This is a genomic window from Oceanobacillus sp. CF4.6 (genome assembly GCF_051262635.1).
In the GTDB taxonomy this organism is placed as follows: domain Bacteria; phylum Bacillota; class Bacilli; order Bacillales; family Amphibacillaceae; genus Oceanobacillus.
Genome location: NZ_JBIMEX010000005.1, coordinates 143,226 through 162,387, shown reverse-complemented (window position 1 = coordinate 162,387; position 19,162 = coordinate 143,226). Strand labels below are relative to the sequence as shown.

General features: G+C 37.1%; 21 protein-coding genes and 2 riboswitches. Of the genes, 16 read left to right on the top strand and 5 right to left on the bottom strand.

Going from position 1 to position 19,162, the window contains the following annotated elements:
• Positions 1 to 23 precede the first annotated feature (23 nt).
• The 3 genes from ACHABU_RS10190 (at position 24) to ACHABU_RS10180 (ending at position 1,697) form a co-directional block, all read left to right on the top strand.
• Entirely contained in the window at positions 24 to 386 is a 363-nt protein-coding gene (locus ACHABU_RS10190; RefSeq protein WP_435764727.1) for a nucleotide excision repair endonuclease, read from the top strand.
• A 108-nt stretch (positions 387 to 494) separates the two neighbouring features.
• On the top strand, positions 495 to 1,472 hold the full coding sequence (locus ACHABU_RS10185; protein ID WP_435764726.1) for a TRM11 family SAM-dependent methyltransferase: 978 nt from the start codon (positions 495 to 497) through the stop codon (positions 1,470 to 1,472).
• 45 nt (positions 1,473 to 1,517) lie between these two features.
• Positions 1,518 to 1,697 carry a hypothetical protein gene (locus ACHABU_RS10180; protein ID WP_435764725.1) on the top strand — a complete coding sequence of 60 codons (180 nt, stop codon included), beginning with the start codon at positions 1,518 to 1,520 and terminating at the stop codon, positions 1,695 to 1,697.
• A gap of 70 nt (positions 1,698 to 1,767) precedes the next feature.
• Here ACHABU_RS10180 and ACHABU_RS10175 read toward each other — a convergent pair whose 3' ends face one another.
• Positions 1,768 to 2,748 carry a TIGR00341 family protein gene (locus ACHABU_RS10175; RefSeq protein WP_435764724.1) on the bottom strand — a complete coding sequence of 327 codons (981 nt, stop codon included), beginning with the start codon at positions 2,746 to 2,748 and terminating at the stop codon, positions 1,768 to 1,770.
• Positions 2,749 to 3,171: 423 nt separating this feature from the next.
• Positions 3,172 to 3,252, top strand: a riboswitch (ZMP/ZTP riboswitch).
• A 105-nt stretch (positions 3,253 to 3,357) separates the two neighbouring features.
• Positions 3,358 to 3,439: riboswitch (glycine riboswitch) on the top strand.
• Positions 3,440 to 3,536: 97 nt separating this feature from the next.
• Here ACHABU_RS10175 and serC point away from each other — a divergent pair.
• The 8 genes from serC to ACHABU_RS10135 all read left to right on the top strand — a co-directional run bounded on the left by serC (position 3,537) and on the right by ACHABU_RS10135 (position 8,906).
• A complete protein-coding gene (gene serC, locus ACHABU_RS10170; RefSeq protein ID WP_435764723.1) occupies positions 3,537 to 4,637 on the top strand; it encodes a 3-phosphoserine/phosphohydroxythreonine transaminase in 1,101 nt (366 codons plus the stop codon).
• On the top strand, positions 4,634 to 5,833 hold the full coding sequence (locus ACHABU_RS10165) for a phosphoglycerate dehydrogenase (protein WP_435764722.1): 1,200 nt from the start codon (positions 4,634 to 4,636) through the stop codon (positions 5,831 to 5,833). Before serC ends, ACHABU_RS10165 begins: the two co-directional genes overlap by 4 nt.
• 254 nt (positions 5,834 to 6,087) lie before the next feature.
• Positions 6,088 to 6,411, top strand: a complete 324-nt coding sequence (locus ACHABU_RS10160; protein WP_435764721.1) for a hypothetical protein — start codon at positions 6,088 to 6,090, stop codon at positions 6,409 to 6,411.
• Positions 6,412 to 6,537: 126 nt separating this feature from the next.
• Positions 6,538 to 6,792 carry a hypothetical protein gene (locus tag ACHABU_RS10155; protein WP_435764720.1) on the top strand — a complete coding sequence of 85 codons (255 nt, stop codon included), beginning with the start codon at positions 6,538 to 6,540 and terminating at the stop codon, positions 6,790 to 6,792.
• A 93-nt stretch (positions 6,793 to 6,885) separates the two neighbouring features.
• Positions 6,886 to 7,101: a hypothetical protein gene (locus tag ACHABU_RS10150; protein WP_435764719.1), complete on the top strand. Its 216-nt coding sequence runs from the start codon at positions 6,886 to 6,888 to the stop codon at positions 7,099 to 7,101.
• Position 7,102: 1 nt separating this feature from the next.
• Entirely contained in the window at positions 7,103 to 7,423 is a 321-nt protein-coding gene (locus ACHABU_RS10145) for a YolD-like family protein (RefSeq protein WP_435764718.1), read from the top strand.
• A 239-nt stretch (positions 7,424 to 7,662) separates the two neighbouring features.
• Complete coding sequence (locus ACHABU_RS10140; RefSeq protein ID WP_435764717.1) at positions 7,663 to 7,965, top strand: hypothetical protein; 303 nt, start codon at positions 7,663 to 7,665, stop codon at positions 7,963 to 7,965.
• A gap of 56 nt (positions 7,966 to 8,021) precedes the next feature.
• Positions 8,022 to 8,906: a hypothetical protein gene (locus ACHABU_RS10135; RefSeq protein ID WP_435764716.1), complete on the top strand. Its 885-nt coding sequence runs from the start codon at positions 8,022 to 8,024 to the stop codon at positions 8,904 to 8,906.
• Positions 8,907 to 9,086: 180 nt separating this feature from the next.
• Here the strand turns inward: ACHABU_RS10135 and ACHABU_RS10130 are convergent, their stop codons facing one another.
• Positions 9,087 to 9,746 (bottom strand): DUF3889 domain-containing protein, encoded by a 660-nt coding sequence (locus ACHABU_RS10130; RefSeq protein WP_435764715.1) that lies wholly within the window; start codon positions 9,744 to 9,746, stop codon positions 9,087 to 9,089.
• A 518-nt stretch (positions 9,747 to 10,264) separates the two neighbouring features.
• Here ACHABU_RS10130 and ectA point away from each other — a divergent pair.
• From ectA to ACHABU_RS10115, 3 genes are read left to right on the top strand one after another with little or no spacing between them, the layout of a single operon-like run.
• Positions 10,265 to 10,771, top strand: coding sequence for a diaminobutyrate acetyltransferase (gene ectA / locus ACHABU_RS10125; RefSeq protein WP_435764714.1), 507 nt, complete (start codon positions 10,265 to 10,267; stop codon positions 10,769 to 10,771).
• Between the two features lie 21 nt (positions 10,772 to 10,792).
• Entirely contained in the window at positions 10,793 to 12,070 is a 1,278-nt protein-coding gene (gene ectB / locus ACHABU_RS10120) for a diaminobutyrate--2-oxoglutarate transaminase (protein ID WP_435764713.1), read from the top strand.
• 38 nt (positions 12,071 to 12,108) lie between these two features.
• Positions 12,109 to 12,495: an ectoine synthase gene (locus tag ACHABU_RS10115; protein ID WP_435764712.1), complete on the top strand. Its 387-nt coding sequence runs from the start codon at positions 12,109 to 12,111 to the stop codon at positions 12,493 to 12,495.
• Positions 12,496 to 12,566: 71 nt separating this feature from the next.
• Here ACHABU_RS10115 and ACHABU_RS10110 read toward each other — a convergent pair whose 3' ends face one another.
• A complete protein-coding gene (locus ACHABU_RS10110; RefSeq protein ID WP_435764711.1) occupies positions 12,567 to 13,286 on the bottom strand; it encodes a PRC-barrel domain-containing protein in 720 nt (239 codons plus the stop codon).
• A 228-nt stretch (positions 13,287 to 13,514) separates the two neighbouring features.
• Between ACHABU_RS10110 and ACHABU_RS10105 the strand changes: the two genes are divergently transcribed.
• On the top strand, positions 13,515 to 14,555 hold the full coding sequence (locus ACHABU_RS10105; RefSeq protein ID WP_435764710.1) for a M14 family zinc carboxypeptidase: 1,041 nt from the start codon (positions 13,515 to 13,517) through the stop codon (positions 14,553 to 14,555).
• 147 nt (positions 14,556 to 14,702) lie between these two features.
• Here ACHABU_RS10105 and ACHABU_RS10100 read toward each other — a convergent pair whose 3' ends face one another.
• Complete coding sequence (locus ACHABU_RS10100) at positions 14,703 to 16,277, bottom strand: alkaline phosphatase family protein (RefSeq protein WP_435764709.1); 1,575 nt, start codon at positions 16,275 to 16,277, stop codon at positions 14,703 to 14,705.
• Positions 16,278 to 16,778: 501 nt separating this feature from the next.
• Positions 16,779 to 17,762, bottom strand: coding sequence for a GMP reductase (gene guaC / locus ACHABU_RS10095; RefSeq protein ID WP_435764708.1), 984 nt, complete (start codon positions 17,760 to 17,762; stop codon positions 16,779 to 16,781).
• Positions 17,763 to 18,119: 357 nt separating this feature from the next.
• Here guaC and ACHABU_RS10090 point away from each other — a divergent pair, with 357 nt between their 5' ends.
• Positions 18,120 to 19,079, top strand: a complete 960-nt coding sequence (locus ACHABU_RS10090; RefSeq protein WP_435764707.1) for an MBL fold metallo-hydrolase — start codon at positions 18,120 to 18,122, stop codon at positions 19,077 to 19,079.
• Positions 19,080 to 19,162: the final 83 nt, after the last annotated feature.

Here is a 19,162-nt window from a genome sequence, read left to right as displayed (position 1 = left end):
TAGAAAGAGGAAGTGAAGCTTAAGTGATAGATATAACCATTCCAAAGCCAGATGTTACCATTACGAAACAGAATAATCCGGAGGTAAGTAATATTTATGGATTTACCGATTTTCACTTGATCACAAGAGAGAAGGGCGGTATTTTCATGTTTTATAACGACAATAATGAGTTATTATTTGTCGGAAAAGCTAGAAAGTTAAGACCAAGAATTAAAAAACATTTTCAGGATACTGTATCGCCAATGAAGATGCATCGTGATGAAGTTACGAAAATTGAGCTTTGTTTGGTTGAAGAACCAGCCGACAGAGAGATCTATGAAACGTATATCATTAATAAACTTCAGGCGAAATACAATGTAGAAAAAGTATTCTATAAGCAAACCTAATGAATAAAAAGCAATACGGACACTCATGTTAGACGATGCCTATTGCTTTTTTTATTCCATAAAAATATATAATGGCTAATTTGAAGCATAAGAATTCAGGATTAAAGGATGAAAACGAACTTGGAATTTACGAATCAAGATGTATCAACCTATGTATATATGTACTCCTACCCAGAGGAAGAACGCTCTTTATGTGCTCTGGAAATGCGCGCCTTTTTTGGAAAGGATACGGACAATAAAGTACTGGAAAGTTTTGTGGAAGTTGATCCTTCCAGAAGCCCATTTATGAAAGAAAGAATCCGTGTGATTTTTGAAGAGGAGAACTTTCAGGATCTTCTCAAGCAAGCAGAAACGTTGGATTTAGACGGGGCAACATTCAAAGTGAATTATGTGAAAAATAGTGGCCTTGTAAAAGAGGAGAAGGAAGGCTACAAGAGACGGCGTATGGTTGAGAAAGAAATCGGAATGCATGTTTATGGGGAAGCGGATTTACATCATGCCGATCGACTTTTTGGCGTAACGAACGTGAACGGGAGATGGGTATTCGGCGACTATGCGAAAAGTGAGCCTGTCTGGTTTCAACATCAGAAGAAGCCGCATGAATATTCGACTGCGCTCAATACACGTGTGGCAAGGGCGGTTGCAAATATTGCTATTCCAATTCCACACGACATCAAAGCAATTGATCCCTGTTGTGGAATTGGGACAGTACTAGTTGAAGCCCTTTCCATGGGGATTGATATCGTAGGAAGTGACCGAAATCGTCTAATCATCAATGGCGTAAGAGAAAACATCGAATATTTTGGTCTTGAGGGAGAAGTAAACTTAGCAGATATTCGGGATGTCACGGAGCACTATGATGTCGCAATTATTGATTTGCCTTATAATTTATGTTCGGTTATCTCAGATGAAGAGCAACTGGAAATGCTCCAAAGTGCTCGGAGATTTGCAAATAAATTAGTCGTAGTAACGGTTGAGCCGATTGATGAAGTTCTAAAGGCAGCTGGATTTATGATTACGGACCGAGCAGTAGCTAAAAAAGACATATCAGGTTTATTTACTCGTGAAGTAATCGTATGCGAGTGATATTGACTAGCTTAACATATTTTATATGGAAGGGAGTTAGAATCGATGAAGTACACGAAATCTCAAATGAAAAAATTGGTTAGCAACAATGAGGAATTACAAAAGCGATTAAAACAATTGATGGAGGAACACGATTTAGAGAAAAGCTTCGCCCTTAAGGCATTGTACCATTCTGAAGTTGCTGCTGGTGGGAAATATCAAACAGCATATCAAGAACTTGATTAGGGACAAGGTGGTCCTTGTCTTTAGTTAGTCGGTAAAACAGCGATGATGAACCTGTCCCTAGTCCCCTGTATCAGACAAAATTGATAAAAAGAATTGCTGTTATAAGTATGACCGTGATCGTTAATATAAATAGGAGAGAACGTTTCCGGGATATATTCGCCTTTTGCAGATCCTGCCAATTGTTTGGTTTAATACCACTTAACCAAAAAACAATTACAGCCGATAAAAGTATCGAGTAAACGTTGACCATTAATAGAATAAACGGGACAAGAGCTGCAGCCCAATTTCCAGTTCCGAGAATCATACCGAATACAACAGCAGGCGGGAGCAAGGCTACTGAAACCATAACACCTACAAGAGCGCCTGTATTTCTTTTGACAAAAGAAAGTGCGCCTGCAGCACCAGATACGAGCGCTGCAATCACATCAATAATTTGAATGTCTGTCCGTGAAAGGAATTCATCGCTGTAAACGGGTGGATCGAAGGAAAAACTAAATATAGCGGCAATTACTATTGGAATTCCTATTCCAACTAGAGATGTAATAATGGACTGACGTATTAATTTAAAATCACCGAGAACGGAAGCAAATGAAATAGCTGTTACGGGACCAATAAGTGGGGCAATTACCATAGCACCGATGACGATTGCTGGACTGCTTTTTATAATGCCAACCGTAGCAACGATAGCGGAGAAAATAATAAACAAAATATAACTGACACTTATACGGCTTGACCCTTGAACTGTCGTATATAATTCGTGCCGACTTGCTCGCTGCAAGTCCTTTTTTTCATCCTCTTCTTTCTCTTTTTTTCTAGGTAGATATGTTTGTACCGGCAGCAACATAACTTGATAAACGTCTTCACCACCAGGCAACCTTTCCAAATAATCAAGCATTTGTTCTACATCATTGGTCTCTAATAGAATCCGTGTTAAATACTTTTCTTTCTCTTCCTCAGAGTTCCAATAGGAAATAACAGAAAAATGATCCTTTATTTCTTCTATATTTAAAAAGTTCTTAGGGGCATAAATTTCAAGCAACTGTAATGACATAATTTTCGTCTCCCATATACAAAGAAATATTACACCTTATTGTTGCCATTCTTTCTCTTTTCATAATGAATAATCATACTAATCCGCTTTTTTAACCTGAAAACTTCTGCTGTTTAAACATATCCTCAATTGATTGCTAATCCGTTTACTAAAAATGAGGCTTCCTATGATATTTCTATACCATAACGTCCTTTTTGATATTCATAAGAAAACACTTTTGTAACCTAATAAACTATGGAAGATATTCACAATGAAGTAAATAGGGCTAATCGTGCTGTCATAGAAGCAAATTAAATTTATTGTTATATAGTGTTTATAATTGATCTACTTTAAAATACATAATAGAAATTTTGACTGATTAGGAGGAAATTCATTTTATAGGTTGTAATTTAGTGGAAAATTTGATAGGATTATAACAAATTAAAGGTCATATGCAACTGGCGAAACGCGGATAACCGCGAGGGAGCATATGATATCGAAATGTCGTTCGCCTGGGCAGAGGTAAGGGGAGAATTTCCCCTTACCTCTTTGTGCTATTAGGAGGCGATGACATTCTTATATAATTGAATAGTTTAAAAAGCTATGATTGTTGTGGGTCAGACTATAACAGGAGCAGCTTCTGGAGAGGATGCAAGAATAATTGCAACGCCGAAGGGTTCAAGATCTCAGGCAAAAGGACAGAAGAATAACACTTACTTTTATGTTATTTGATGTTTAATGAGATTGGGGAGACCAGTCTCTTTTTTTTATATCTCTTGGTGAAAGAATAATAAGGATGAGGTGTTAACATGAAACGAGTATATAATTTTTCAGCAGGTCCATCTATGCTCCCGCTGCAAGTATTGGAAAAAGCTCAAGAAGAAGTAGTCAATTATAGAAATTCAGGTATGTCTGTAATGGAATTAAGTCATCGTTCCGGACTATTTACGGATATTATAACAGAAGCTGAAAAACTGCTGAGAGAATTAATGGCTATTCCTGAAGGGTATAAAGTGCTTTTTATTCAAGGAGGAGCTTCACAGCAATTTGCAACTGTCCCAATGAACCTGCTTGGTAAAAGTGGAAAAGCAGACTACGTTAATACCGGATCATGGTCAAAGAAAGCAATCAAAGAAGCTAAGAAATTTGGAACTATTCGTGTCATCGCCTCATCAGAGAATGATAACTTTACATATATACCTGCTGTTGACCAGAGTATGATTGATCCAGAAGCAGATTATGTGCATATTACAACAAATAATACAATAGAAGGAACTGCTTATTCAAAGATTCCAGATACAGGGGACGTTCCACTTGTAGCGGATATGTCATCCAATATTTTATCTGAAGAAATCGATGTATCGAAATTTGGTTTAATTTATGCAGGAGCACAGAAGAACATCGGCCCTGCTGGATTGACTGTTGTTATTATTCGGGAAGATTTAATTGGTCGCGCACCGGAAAATTGCCCGGCTATGCTTGATTATAAAACACATAGTGAGAGTGGTTCATTGTATAATACACCACCCACATACGGGATATATATGGCCAAGCTTGTTTTTGAGTGGCTAAAAAATCTCGGTGGTTTAAAGGAAATGGAAAAAATTAACCGAAAGAAAGCACAAATGCTATATCATGCGCTTGAAGAATCTTCTATATTTAAATCACCGGTGCGTAAGGATAGTCGTTCGCTAATGAACATTCCCTTTGTTTCCGATTCTACTGAATTGGATGCTGCCTTTATAAAGGAAGCACAATCTAAGGGACTTGAGACGTTAAAAGGGCATCGTTCTGTTGGAGGTATGCGTGCTAGCATTTATAATGCAATGCCAATAGAGGGAGTTCAAGCATTGGTTACATTTATGAACGATTTTGAAACTAACTACGAACAGAAAGAGGAGAGAAAATGAGCACACTAACATTAGATAAAGTTAAAACAATAAAGACATTGAATAATATCGCAGACAACGGGCTAAATGTTTTCAAAAACGGTGATTATGCAATTGATAATGAATCTGAACATCCGGACGCAATTGTTGTTCGTAGTTTTAATATGCATTCGATGGAATTCGACACTAATTTGAAGGCAATTGCACGCGCTGGAGCAGGTGTTAATAATATTCCGGTCGACAAGTGTACGGAAGACGGAATTGTTGTTTTCAACACGCCAGGAGCCAATGCAAATGCTGTAAAAGAAATCGTACTAACCACATTAATGGCTTCATCACGTAATTTATTTGCTGGAATTGAATGGGCAAAAACGCTACAAGGTAAAGGTGATCAAGTTCCAAGTCTTGTTGAAGCAGGGAAAAAACAGTTCGTCGGTAATGAAATTAAAGGAAAGAAATTAGGGGTTATTGGTCTGGGGGCGGTTGGTGCACTTGTAGCAAACGATGCATTGGACTTGGATATGGATGTTATTGGCTTTGACCCATTCATCTCCATCAATACAGCTTGGGAGCTTTCTCGTAACGTGGAGCGAGCGATGACGATGGAACAATTATTTGCAGAAGCTGATTATATTACAGTACACGTTCCTTTGACGGACGATACAAGTGAAATGTTTAATGAAAAAGCATTTAATCTAATGAAACCTGGAGTACATATTTTAAACTTCTCCAGAGGTGGGCTTGCGAATGAAACAGATATGGCCGAAGCACTTGAAAGTGGAAAAGTAGGTAAATATATTACGGATTTTCCTAACGAAAACATATTGAATATGAAAAATGCCGTACCAGTTCCACATCTTGGTGCTTCTACAAGAGAATCAGAAGAGAACTGTGCAATTATGGCTACCCGACAAGTAAAGGAATATCTTGAAACGGGAAATATTAAAAACTCAGTGAATTTCCCTAATGCTTCGATCCCATATACAGGAAAGAGCCGTGTGGCAGCCTTCCATCGTAATGTTCCAAACATGGTTGGTCAAATCAGTTCAGCGTTCTCCCACCATAATTTGAACATTGCTGATATGATTAATAGAAGCCGTGGAGATTATGCATACACAATGATTGATATTGACAATGAAGTAAATGGGGATGTTATTCCTGGCTTAGAGGAAGAAATTAAACAGATTGAAGGCATGATTACCATCCGTGTGATATAAATCTTTATAAAAGAGAATAAAATGCCTGTGCCAGTCTCCCGCTATTTATTAATAGTGTGCGACTGGTATTTTTCTTTCTTTTAATCATCAAGGCTCTTTTGTTTGTTGCTTTATAAACCAAGCAGTATATAGATTGTTAGATAAAGACAATAATCTTCTAGAAAAGAGCCGTGATCAAGTAGAATAAAAAAAGGTTTTATAACTGCTCATTTAGGAAATAGGTATCGTACAACCAACTAGAAAGGATTGATAGTATGAAAAAAGGTATTAAATGGGTAGCGCCAATGTTATTTGCATCAGTAGTTCTAGCGGCTTGCGGTGGTGATGGCGGTGACGTTGATGTAGAAGATCCAGTAGAAACACCAGTAGAAGAACCAAGTGATGGAACGGATGGCGGTACAGAAACTGAAGTAGAAACAGAAACAGATACCGAAACGGATACAAATGGCGAAGCAGATACAAATACGGAAACAGAAACAGATATGGATGAAGATACCGAGACAGAAACAGAAACAGAAACAGACCCTGAATCAGATACCGAAACGGATACTGACGATGAAGAAGACGATGAAATGTAATTGGTCCATATAAACAGGTCTCTGATTGAGGCCTGTTTTTTATTCTATTATTATGAGTGATTATTTAATTTAGATCCTTTTACATATGTTTAATAAGTTTCTGGATATATTAAGAACGGGTGATAAATGATGAAAGCAACGGAATTGGAAAGTAAACGATTCGATAAGGCACTGGATGAAATTTTGGAGCTGTTTAATAATCTTGAAAGTGATACACAAATTATTGACTTTAGTGAGGAAGTTTTTACGAACATAAAGCGCGCTAAAAAAAAATATGTTACAAAAATGGTTGATGAAAAAATTAATACGGTTGTAGGTGAAATGCTTTCCTGGCTTGAACTTGAAGATGTTGACATGGATGAAGATGAGGAAAGTGAATAAGAATTAGCAAATTTTCACTGTGTACATAACTCTCTTTTATGATAAAATAAGAACAGGTGTTCAGAACAATTGTTCCTAAACGGAGGGTTCAGCATGAAAGGGTTGCTTATACGTTCGATGGAGAATAAAGAGAAGATAGTTATTTTCTACATAGACCAGGAAAATACGGTGACACAACGATTTATACGAATAAAAAGTATTCACGATAATTCGGTTCTGGCCTATTGTTATTACCGAAAAAAAGTGCGATCGTTTCGATTAGACAATATCCTTTCATGTGGTCCGGTGAAAAGAAGGGTAGGGGCTTAAAATGAATGATCGCGGAAGTATAAAATGGACTGCTATGATGCTGCCTGAGCATATTCAACTTCTAAAGGATATGTGGGAACAGAAGGAATATAAAGAAAAGCCTATTCTGGATGAGCAGCAGCTCGAAGAAATAAATATGAAATTGCATTTGGCAATTCACAATAATTTAACAGCAGAGATTACATATTATGCTGAACACGATTTTAAAATTAGGAACGGGAAGCTATTTAAGATCGATACAAGGCAAGGTTTTATAAAAATTGATAATGATGAACGGACCAAAATTAACCTGCATGATATCTTGGATATTAAAATTGACTAAACGAAATACGTATAAGAATATACCTATAATTGGCTATACAATATATAAAGCTAAGACAATTCGACCTGATTAACTCGAATTGTCTTTTTTTTGTTATTTTCCCTGTTATATCAATCTATTTTTTATTGTGCGTTCGAAGGAGATGAAAGAGCACATTTATAGAAAGTAGATGCTTCTGTCTATTCATTGTATTTTTACTAACATATGGTGTAGTAAAGGCAAGAAGGGAGGGAAATTAAATGTCAGTATATCAAAGCAGACGAAACCGTCGAGATGATGATAGGTTCGATGTAGATGAAGTTCTTATTCGCACAGACAAAGTAAACGTTATAGATGTGGATGACAGACGTAGACGTGATGATGATAGAAGACGCAGAAATCGATTTGATGATGATCGAAGAAGATGTGATGATCATCGTAACAGAAGATTAGTAATCAATGCAGATGAAGTGACTATTCTTGCAGACGATGTATTTGTAAGAGACGACCGTGACCGTGACCGTGACCGTGACCGTCGTCATGATTGTTGCTGTGGTTGGTAACCTACTAATCAGCTTTTCGTGTGCCTCAAGAATTTAGTAAAGAAGGGAGGAGAATTATGTCATCTCTACTAGAAATTCTTATTAAAAATAAACTGGAAAATAAAATAAAATTGGAAGATAGTCTAAACACAACATTATCTATCTTAAAAGATATTCAGCTTCAACTTCAACAACAAAACCAAGAACAAGAACAAGAACAAGAACAAGAACAAGAACAAGAACAAGAACAAGAACAGAAGCAGGAGCAAACTCAAAAAACAAAACAGGATTCAGAACAATCTCAAAGTGACTTAGATATCATTACGGATGTAGGTAAAGCAAAAATTGAGGATGCTAATAAAATTAAAAATAGTGGTAATTCCACTGTCTATGTAATCAATCATGCAAGTGATTGTAAAACAGATAAAGAGAAAAAAGGAAAGAAAGAGAAAAAATGTGTTCGTACTCAACTTGTAACGAATGGTAGTTTTGAAACAGGAGATTTTACAGGATATATGGTTAATGGTACTGCACAGGTGGAAACATTCGATCCTATTGTTCCACAGGGTTTTAACCCACATGAAGGTGCGTATCTAGCTAATTTGAGCCCAGGTTCAAGCATTACGCAAAAGATTAAACCAGGCGTTTGTGAAGATAAAGTTTATCGTCTAAACGTTGCTTTAGCATCTCCTAATACAAGTATTGACAACCCAAATAATTCAAGAACAGAAGTAAGTGTTCAATTTCTTAATTCTAATGGAAATCCTATTGGCACAGCACAAAGTTTTTCAGTAGAAAGGTTCACGCAGCCGGTGAACGGAGAAGGTGACTGGAATTTCCATCAATTATTAACTGACAAAGCACCAGATGAAACAAAAGGAGCACAAATTATTATAGCAACAGATGATGATGGTGCTTTCGGTATTTTTGTAGATAGTCTTTCACTTGTATTGGAAAATTAATAGCAGACAAAATTGGGCTTCCAGATGGAGGCCTTTTTGGGTGTAAAGTTTGGCGAATCATGACGAATCTTGACAAAGAATAGTGTTAGGAAAGGAAGCAATATTGGGAGATGCATCTGTCTAGAATGTGGAACACAAAACAAAGGAGCATGGATAATTATTTCCAGGCTCCTTTCACCTTTAATAGAGTTCTTTTATATCGAAAGAAATGATGCGGTCGGTATTAGGATTGTAGATTACATTTCCTTGTACTCTAATTGTTTCCTGGGGAGATTGCAAGATAAATTCATACGTTTCTTTTGTTTGTGTAGAAGAGAGTATCGATTTTCCTGATGATCTGTAGTCTGTAATATCATATTCCGGATATGCCGTTTGTGTCACTCCTAATAAACATTTTCCCCACTTTTCCAACTCTAACTCCGGTGAGGGAATGATTTCAATATTAATAACACCAACATTTGGACTTACGCCAAGTGCTTGAAAAGCTCTTCGATGCAAGTTGATTCGGTTAGGCGGGTAGCCTTCCACTTGATCAACTACTTTAACAATAATTTCTCTCCCAACAGGTGCAGAAACATTTCTAATTTTCAGCGTATCTCCGCACTGGTAAGGTGAAGTATCACCAACTGCAGCTGTCATAAATTCATCATCTGACCAAGGAATTTCACATTTTGTTACTTGTCCACCATCTGTCCAAGTAGCCTGACCTCTAATGGATTGTTGACGATCATACGGGTAGGGTGGATATCCATTATTATAGTCGTAATCAGGATGCACAGAAGGGGTTGCTGAATAATGATGTTGTGGATGATACCGGTAATTCGGATAATACGGATACATATCTCTTCCTCCTAAAATAAACTAAAAAATATTCCTGATACTATATGACATTTTAAGGTTGGCTTGTGACAGAAACATGGAATTTTAGTTAACATGACAGATTTACATAAAAAATAAATGAAACTATTATTTTCTGGTAAAATTTCTAGCAATCAGCTGATAAGTAGGCATTTAGCAAGCTGTTATACAATTTTTTATCATAGAAATTAATGTTAGATTCCCTAACAATATCTTATTTCTGAAAAAACTGGAAAATCGCTTTATATCAGGGGTTTAACTATGTTTTACTTTACTAAATTTTTTAAATTTTGGATTATACCTTACTATTTGGTAGCATTCTATAGACAATGGCATCTATTTCCACTTAAGCACGAGTAGTCACGATTAAACACGCTATATCAAGCTTAATTCATTTTGACGAAATGAAGTATTCCTTATAGGCTATTAAAGGTAATTGATTATACGAAAAAAACAAATTAGGAGGTGACATCATCAATATTTCGGAAGTAGCAGAAAAGTTGAATATAAGTAAAACGGAATATCTTTTCCGCAAGCCAACTAAAGATGACGGGGCTCCGGTATACGAACTTGTTAAACATATTGGCAATCTGGATCTAAATTCGTCTTATAGCTATTTGATGTGGTGCGAAATTTTTGCGGATACATCGATTGTAGTTATTAGTAAAGAGACGCAAAAGGTTGTCGGTTTCATATCTGGATTCATTCATCCAGAAAAAACAGATACATTATTTATTTGGCAGGTAGCTGTTCATGAGTCTGAGAGAGGAAATGGATTGGCAACGAGAATGTTGCTTCAGTTACTGGAACGTACTACATGTGGAGAGGTTCACTATGTGGAAGCGACTGTGTCACCGTCAAATGAACCCTCAAAACGTCTATTCTTTGGACTTGCAAGGAAATTTAATACAAATTGGAAAGTTAGCGATTATTTTACAGCTGAGGATTTTCCTCAAACAGGGCACGAAAATGAGCTGTTATATAAAATTGGACCGCTTCGAAAATAAATTAAATTAAAGGATGAGTCGATGACAACTGCAGTAATTAACAATGACAAAATGAAAACGTTTGAAGAAGTGGAATCTGCAGTAAGAAGTTATAGCCGTAGTTGGCCTACTGTTTTTGAAAGGGCTAAAGGATATAAACTATGGGATGTAGATGGTAAGGAATATATTGATTTCTTTGCTGGAGCAGGTGCATTAAATTATGGTCATAACAATACTGCGATGCAAGAAAAAATGATTGAATATATTAAAGAAGATGGGATTTTGCACAGCCTCGACATGGGAACGACACCAAGAAAAGCTTTTCTTGAGAAGTTCCGAGATACTATTCTAACACCTCGAAACCTCGATTATAAAATTATGTTTCCCGGACCAACAGGAACGAATACTGTTGAAAGTGCATTGAAAATTGCCAGAAAGGTAACAGGTCGAGATACCGTAATTAACTTTACAAATGCGTTCCATGGTATGACAATCGGGTCGTTGTCTGTGACTGGTAATTCATTTAAACGTCATGGAGCAGGAATTCCACTTCATCATACATCAACAATGCCTTTTGATGATTATGTAGAAGACCAGGATTCCATCGCATATATTGAAAAATTCCTTGAAGATAATGGAAGCGGTGTTGCACTACCCGCAGCAATTATTCTGGAAACGGTGCAAGGTGAAGGTGGCATTAATGCTGCTCGTATGGATTGGTTGAAGAAAATAGAAAGTATTTGCAGACGTTGGGATATTCTATTGATTATTGATGATGTGCAAGCAGGTTGTGGAAGAACAGGTACGTTCTTTAGCTTTGAACCTGCTGGCATAAAGCCGGATGTTGTTTGTCTCTCGAAATCTATTGGTGGTGCAGGTTTACCAATGGCAATTACGCTTATTAAACCGGAGTATGATCAATGGGGACCTGGTGAACATAACGGAACATTCCGTGGAAATAATTTAGCATTTCTTGCTGCCACAGAAGCTTTAAGCTTTTGGGAAACGGATGAATTTGAAAAGGAAATAAATAAGAATGCGAGTCTATTAAGAAATACGATCGACATGATTATTGAGAAATATCCAGAATTAAAAGGAGAAGCCCGTGGGCGAGGCCTTATGCAGGGTATTGGCGTACATGTTGAGGACCTAGCAAATGAGATATGTGCAGAAGCATTTAAACGTGGACTAATTGTAGAAACGTCAGGAGCAAAAGATGAAGTAGTTAAATTCCTGCCACCACTTATTATCGATGAAGAAGGCTTAAACAAAGGGCTTGGAATTTTAGTTGATAGTATTGAACACGTACTATCAAAATAATAATAATAGAAAAACTTACTTGAAAAGGGGAAACGAAAATGATCGTAAAATCACTTGATGAAATTATTGGAACAGAAGACCACACAAAAGGAAACACATGGGAGAGCAGAAGATTTATCTTAAATAAAGATAAAGTTGGTTTTAGCTTAAATGATACAATTATTAAAGCGGGAACAGAAAGTTATTTCTGGTACAAAAACCATATTGAAGCGGTATATTGTATTGAAGGTGAAGGTGAAATTGAAAGCGTAGAAACTGGTGAAGTTTGGTCGCTTAAACCAGGATCCATGTATCTCTTAGACAACCATGATAAACATAAACTACGTGCGGAAACTCAAATGCGCATGGTATGTGTATTTAATCCACCACTAGTAGGTACAGAAACACATAACGAAGAAGGATATTATCCTTTATTAACAGAATAGAAGATATGAAGAATCCCAGGGGAAATTTCACCTGGGATTCTTTTATGAAGCGTATGCTTTTTAAGATTAATTTAAACAGATAAGGAACCAATGATATCCTCTTTATGTTTATAAAGCGCTTCTTTTTCCAGTATAGTTAGTGGCTCTTTCATATACAGATCGCCTTCATGCCAGTCGGCAGACTCAATCTTATCCGTGCTGTAAGCATAGTATTTTGGATTTAAAGTACTTTCTCTGCTTTCAACGACAATATATAGGATTTGCCAATGTTTATCATCATAGATAAAATCAGCAACTTTTCCAAGCTTTCCATCATTTGCATGAACTCTAAATCCGACTACCTCATCTTCACTTCTTAAGTCTTGTTCAGGTTCACCTGGATCTGGAAGTGGTGCGGTTGTATAAGATTCTGGTGGTTGAATTAGATTTATGGTTGCGATTTGCCCACCACCAAACATAACTGGATCTGATAAATTTGGTCCCCAACCGTAGTACTCGTCCAATCGTTGCTTGGTCTCCCTTGACAATTGCGAATTCTCAGATACGTCGGGACTATTTCGGACAGTTTGCTTATCATATTTTACTTCTAGAGTTTGCTCTTCTTTGTTAGTCCGATTGAAAGAAGAAGGGGATAAAATCACCCTTTTACCAGGAAGCCATTTTCTAGTGTCTAAACTTACATAACGTATAGACCAATTTTGTTCGTCAACATACAGATCTTTAATCTTTCCCAGTTCGCCATCGGTGGCAGCAATATTGTAATCTTTTAATTGAGACGTATAGAATAACATCATATCTCTCCTTAGGTTGTTTATATATCTATACCCTGTTTCGGTAATGGATTAAACAATAGATACTTAATACCCTATTCAACAATCCTCTGTTGAATAGAACCAGGACTTCACGTTTATAAATGTAATTTCTCTGAGTATTCTTTCTTATTTTTGAAAATCTTGCAGGAATTATCTATATAAAAACCGAAGATGTATACATACATTTTTATAAAATGGAGGGATTTTTTGAAGGGAAAATTAATCACGTTAACTGTTGCAGGAACACTGGTCTTAGGAGGGATTTCTATTGGCTCTCCTACCGTAAGTGCTGTTGGAAACGGCCCTGAGTATGGAGGAAATGAAACCGTTAATACATCCATTCTTACCACCTATGATGAAATGGTGGACTTCCTTGAAAAACAGGAGGTAAAACAGGAACAGATGGAGCTTGAAGTCATTGGACAAACAGTAAAAGGGAGGGATATACATCTGGTGAAATATATGGCAGATCCAGATAATCCAACCATTCTTTATTTGACACAGCAACATGGTAATGAACAGTTAACAACGGAAGGAACACTGGAATTTATTAAACATCTTGGTACCGGCAAAACAAAAGGGATATTGGAGGGTGTAAATATTCTAATTGTACCAATGCTTAATGCAGACGGAGCTATGGGAGACGTTAATTTTTCATTGGATGATTATGTTGCAAGTGGCGACCGTAATTTGACTCGCTATAATGCAGATGAAGTCGATTTAAATCGTGATCATGTTGATCGAATTCAGCCGGAAACACAGGCCCTGCATAATAATGTTTTAAGTCAGTATGATATTGATTATATGATCGACTTACATCATCAGGGAGCACAGAGCGAGCGTGACGGGGAGCTTGTATCCGGATCTATTCTTTATCCAACCACAGAAAATGCTGATCCAGAGGTTGTAGAAAAGTCTAAACAATTGGGTGCAGTTGTATTCAACGAGATTGACCCAACAGGCTGGGGGCATTTAGGTAAATATAATGGTGGTTCTGCGGAAACAATCAGTAGAAACGGCATTGCAGTAGAGTACGGAATTTCCACACTACTGTTTGAGATGCGTGGTATGTCTGATCACTATTATGAGTCCTATGTGTTAGGACAGAAAAGTAATGGATACCTAATCAAACAAACTGTGAACACATTGACTGCATCAGCTGAGGCAATTTCTGATGGATCTATCGAAGAGCAAGATATTTCATTTTGGGATACACTTTCTTATCAAAATACACGACCTTCAGAATAAATCATAAAACACCGCTTGGACATAGTCGAAGCGGTGTTTTTATAACTCTTACAGCTAACCAACCTTAATAGTAAAGTATATTAATTTCCGAATTACGAATGTTCAAAAACCCTTAAGGAAGCAGGAGAACCGTCCCCATGCTTCCTTCTATTTGTCTGTTAGTTTCATGATCCAGTCTTTTATATCGATGGCTCGTTCGTATTTGGGTGTGGCGTCGGTGCCGGTTATAATCATTGGGGTAAGTGAATCATCCTTATAAAGAGAACCGTGTCCGGCTCCTCCAAGGTGAGTGGGGGAATGTTCTCCGATGAATTCGTAACCGGGTTTTGCATCAACGATAATGTAACGTCCCTGATGTGAATGTAGTGCTCCATAGAGTCGTGCCAGTGCATCTGGATAGTCCCAGTAAGTGATCTTGTTTTCTTCATCCACAAAAAGGTCTAAGATGGAGATATCCCCATCCAATTCCCAATCTTGCTCATATTGATCGGTATATTTTCCGTTCGGTTTAAACGTAAGTACGTCACCGGATTCTTCGGATATTACGTGATTTCCATTATCGTCTTTCCATGCTATAAAACCAATTCTCGGGTCTTTAACAAGGTGGGAAATCATTTCTTTGTAACTAATATTCTTATCAAGTAAATTGATATAGGTCATACGGGAATTGACAGCTAAAACAATCTGATCTTCCTTTTGAATTGGTTCTCCAAGTTTTGAAAGTCTGTATGTTTCAAAAAGTTTTTTAAGATCAATGAGAGCTGTCTCTTTATCTTCGCCAATCACAGCTTGACCACTGTCACCATACACAATCACTGACATCTGTTCCGTTGCTTTCTCCCAAGATGGAAATTCATTTAAAATAGATTGCAGCTCCTGATCAACTGCTTCAATCCCTTCCATCGTCATGGGTCCATTTTTATGAACCTGCTTATCCAGCCGTGGGAAATAAGCCAGCGTAAAAGAAGGCAGCTTATCGTCTTGGATAAGTTTTTTAAGTTCATTACTAGTAAATGGATCGTTCATTCCAAGTTTTTGCCAAACATTATTATGCTTGTTATTTTTCGAACTGAATTGTGACAAACTTCCTAAAGATAATAGGGTTGGTCCATCTATTTGAGCTGTATCGGGTAATAGGTTAAACATAGAAATGAGTTTTGGTATATGGAGATCATGTTGATTATTTCCACGATAGAGCATCCCATTAATCGAGGCAGAATCATCTTTCCGGTTAGCAAGGTCCTCAAAAATGGTGCTTGTTTGTTTGCTTAAATGCTCCTGATTTAACTGATAAATATTATCATGAAGAACTTGTTTTATCCCGAGTTGATAAATTTCCATGGCACTACTTCCATAGTTCACCAGTCGATTTTCTTTATTATTAAACCAGGCAAGTGCTGGAATTCGATGCTGATCAGCGTAGGTTCCTGTTAAAAGAGTGCTGTCAATGGTAACGGACATGGTCGGATAAGAACTTACAATTTGAGGAAAATACTGTCCATTGCCAGCTAAAAAAGCTAAAGCAGGAGCTCGACCTTCTTCAATAGCTTGTTGTAATGGTTCATGCATAAGAGAATCGATAAGTAAGAAAACGACTGGTTTGGAAGAGGAAGTAATCTCTAAATCAGTTACATCTTTTGTCGGTGTAGAAAATCCATACCAAATGATTATGGCTAAAATTAGAGCAAGACCGATCAGAACGAATAGTAATTTTTTTATCATATATGTATCATCCTTTTAGATGTACTTTTAAGTTTATTATTGTGGTTCAGTAGTAGTTTGGTTCAAAATAGCTTTTTTATTTATTAGTCTATTTATAATCCTAAGGTGTGCATCCGCCCAGAGCTATCCCGGACTAGTGTAGCTGTATGATGTGCATATGAAGTATTGTCAGCAATCTTCTAACCAGCTCTGGGAAATACACGAATACTACGGGAAGAGAGGCATAGGGTGTGACACTATACTCTTATTAGTTGTGGAAAGAGAATATCAAGCATAACGAGGCGAAAAAATAGGTAAAATGCTGAAGTTCACAGAGGAATGGCTGAAGTTCAAGACAAAATGGCTGAAGTTCACAAATTAAAAAGCTAAGTTCACAATTCGGGGGTGGAAGCAAGAGCGAGCTGCGATCAGTGAGGGTAGGTGCAGCCTCATCTAATCAAAATAAAAAGACGAGCGAATACATAAGTATCTCGCTCATCTTGGTAGTACAATTTATAAACCTTAATAAACCTTATCGCCATTAAAAATAGAATTTTTAACAACAACATAATCTACAGTGCGGATTGCCTCCAGTTTATCTCCACCAGCATAGGAAATAGAGGATTGAAGATCTTGCTCCATTTCAGTCAATGTATCTTTTAGTGAACCTTTATGCTCCACGTACATTTTCTTGCCTTCTACGTTTTTCTTCTCGCCTTTTTGGAATTCGGATGCTGAACCAAAGTATTCTTTAAGAAGCTTCCCGTCTTTTTCAAAGGTTTCTCCAGGTGATTCTTCATGACCCGCGAAAAGGGAACCAATCATAACCATGGAAGCACCGAAACGAACGGACTTAGCTATATCTCCATGGGTACGAATCCCACCGTCAGCAATGATTGGCTTGCTTGCTGCTTTTGCACACCAGCGAAGCGCCGCCAATTGCCAGCCACCAGTACCGAATCCGGTTTTAATTTTTGTTATACATACTTTCCCAGGACCAATGCCGACCTTCGTTGCATCTGCACCGGCATGTTCCAATTCTCTTACTGCTTCAGGAGTTCCAACATTTCCTGCAATTACAAAGCTCTCTGGGATTTGTTTTTTTATATGCTTTATCATTTCAATCACCGCATTGGAATGACCATGCGCGATATCAATGGTAATGTATTCAGGTGTGAGATTTTCTGTTGCTAATTGATTTACAAAATCATACTCTTCTTCTTTAACACCAACACTAATAGAAGCAAATAATCCACGTGACTGCATATCTTGAACGAAAGATAAACGTTTCTCTGGATTAAATCGGTGCATGATATAGAAATAATCATTTTCTGCTAAATAGGTTGCAATTTTTTCATCTATAATGGTCTGCATATTTGCAGGTACTACAGGCAATTTGAATGTTCGCCCGCCGAAGGTAACCGTTGTATCACATTCTGAACGGCTGTTTACTACGCATTTTGCTGGAATTAATTGAATATCTTCATAATCAAATACATTTTCCATGTTATACACTCCTAAAAACGAATATTAAATAAAATTTATGGTAAATCGTTCGCCTTTAGTAATTTAACTTATTTTTAAGTGGCAGTCAATGTTTTTGCAGATTTAGACGTAATCATAAATCTTGCAACCTCTTAGAAAATAATCCCCTATTATTTATTGTAACGTCTCAAATAAAGAAAGAATAAAATATCATTTTTTAAAAATATTTAAGGTTGTAAATACCCATTTTCATAATAATATAGGTATACTAAAACTGAATAATAATTAAAATTAAATTTATTGGGGACTTCGTGTGAAATTGTTAATTGAGCAACGAGGAAACTAATCAGATATATTTGAAAAAAGGGGTGAGGACAATTGAAGGATTATGCAAGCTATAAAATTATTCCTGTTATTGTTGATGTAGCATCTAATTTAAAAACAATTAATTTCTATTTAATCAAAATGGAGAATTCTTTAGTCCTGGTTGATGCAGGTCTGGACAATGATGATTGTTGGACAGCGCTCCAAAATACATTATGTGAAAATGGTTTTACGGTTCAAGATATAACAGAAATCGTCTTAACCCACAACCATGGTGATCATGTCGGGTTAGTAAATCGTATCACTGCAATGCATCCTATACCCGTCTATGCACATGGGGATGCAGTTCCTCGTTTGAAGAGAGACCATGACTTCTTTAGGATGAGGGTTGCATTTTTTGCTGATATTTATAAGCAAATGGGTTGTGGAGAAGCAGGTAACAAGCAAGTGGAATATTTGAAGCAAGCAATGTTAAAAGGAAGTAAAAGTGCAATACATCCAGACATTTCTCCAATAGGCAACAATCATTTGGGCTTTAAGGTTATTCATGTGCCTGGGCATGCTGAGGACCAAGTTGCCTTGTATCACGAATCAGATCAGATCCTTATAGCGGGTGACTTACTGATTCAGCATATTTCAAGCAATGCTTTAATCGAACCTGACATTACAGGGAAACGCTTGCCAACATTAATACAGCATAAGCATTCACTGGAAAAAATATATGCTTTGTCGGTAGACCTGGTTTTCCCGGGCCACGGGATTTTAATTAATGAACCTAAAGCTTTAATCAAAAATAGATTAGCGGGAATTGAGAGAAAGGCAGAGCGTTTGAAAATTCTTATTCAAGGGGGTATTACAACAGGTGATGAGCTTGCCAAGACCTATTATAAAAAACTGTATTCTACCCAATTTTCGCTCGTAATGTCTGAAGTTATCGGGCATCTCGATTATTTGGAGGATGTCGGTCAAGTAAAAAAGGAAATGCTGAATGGGGTTTGGCATTATTCGGTTTGATAAATAAAGGGAACAGGTCATCTGCATGGTGTTGGTTCCTTTCCATCCTCTTACTTTTGTTAATCAAGTGTCCGTATAATTGA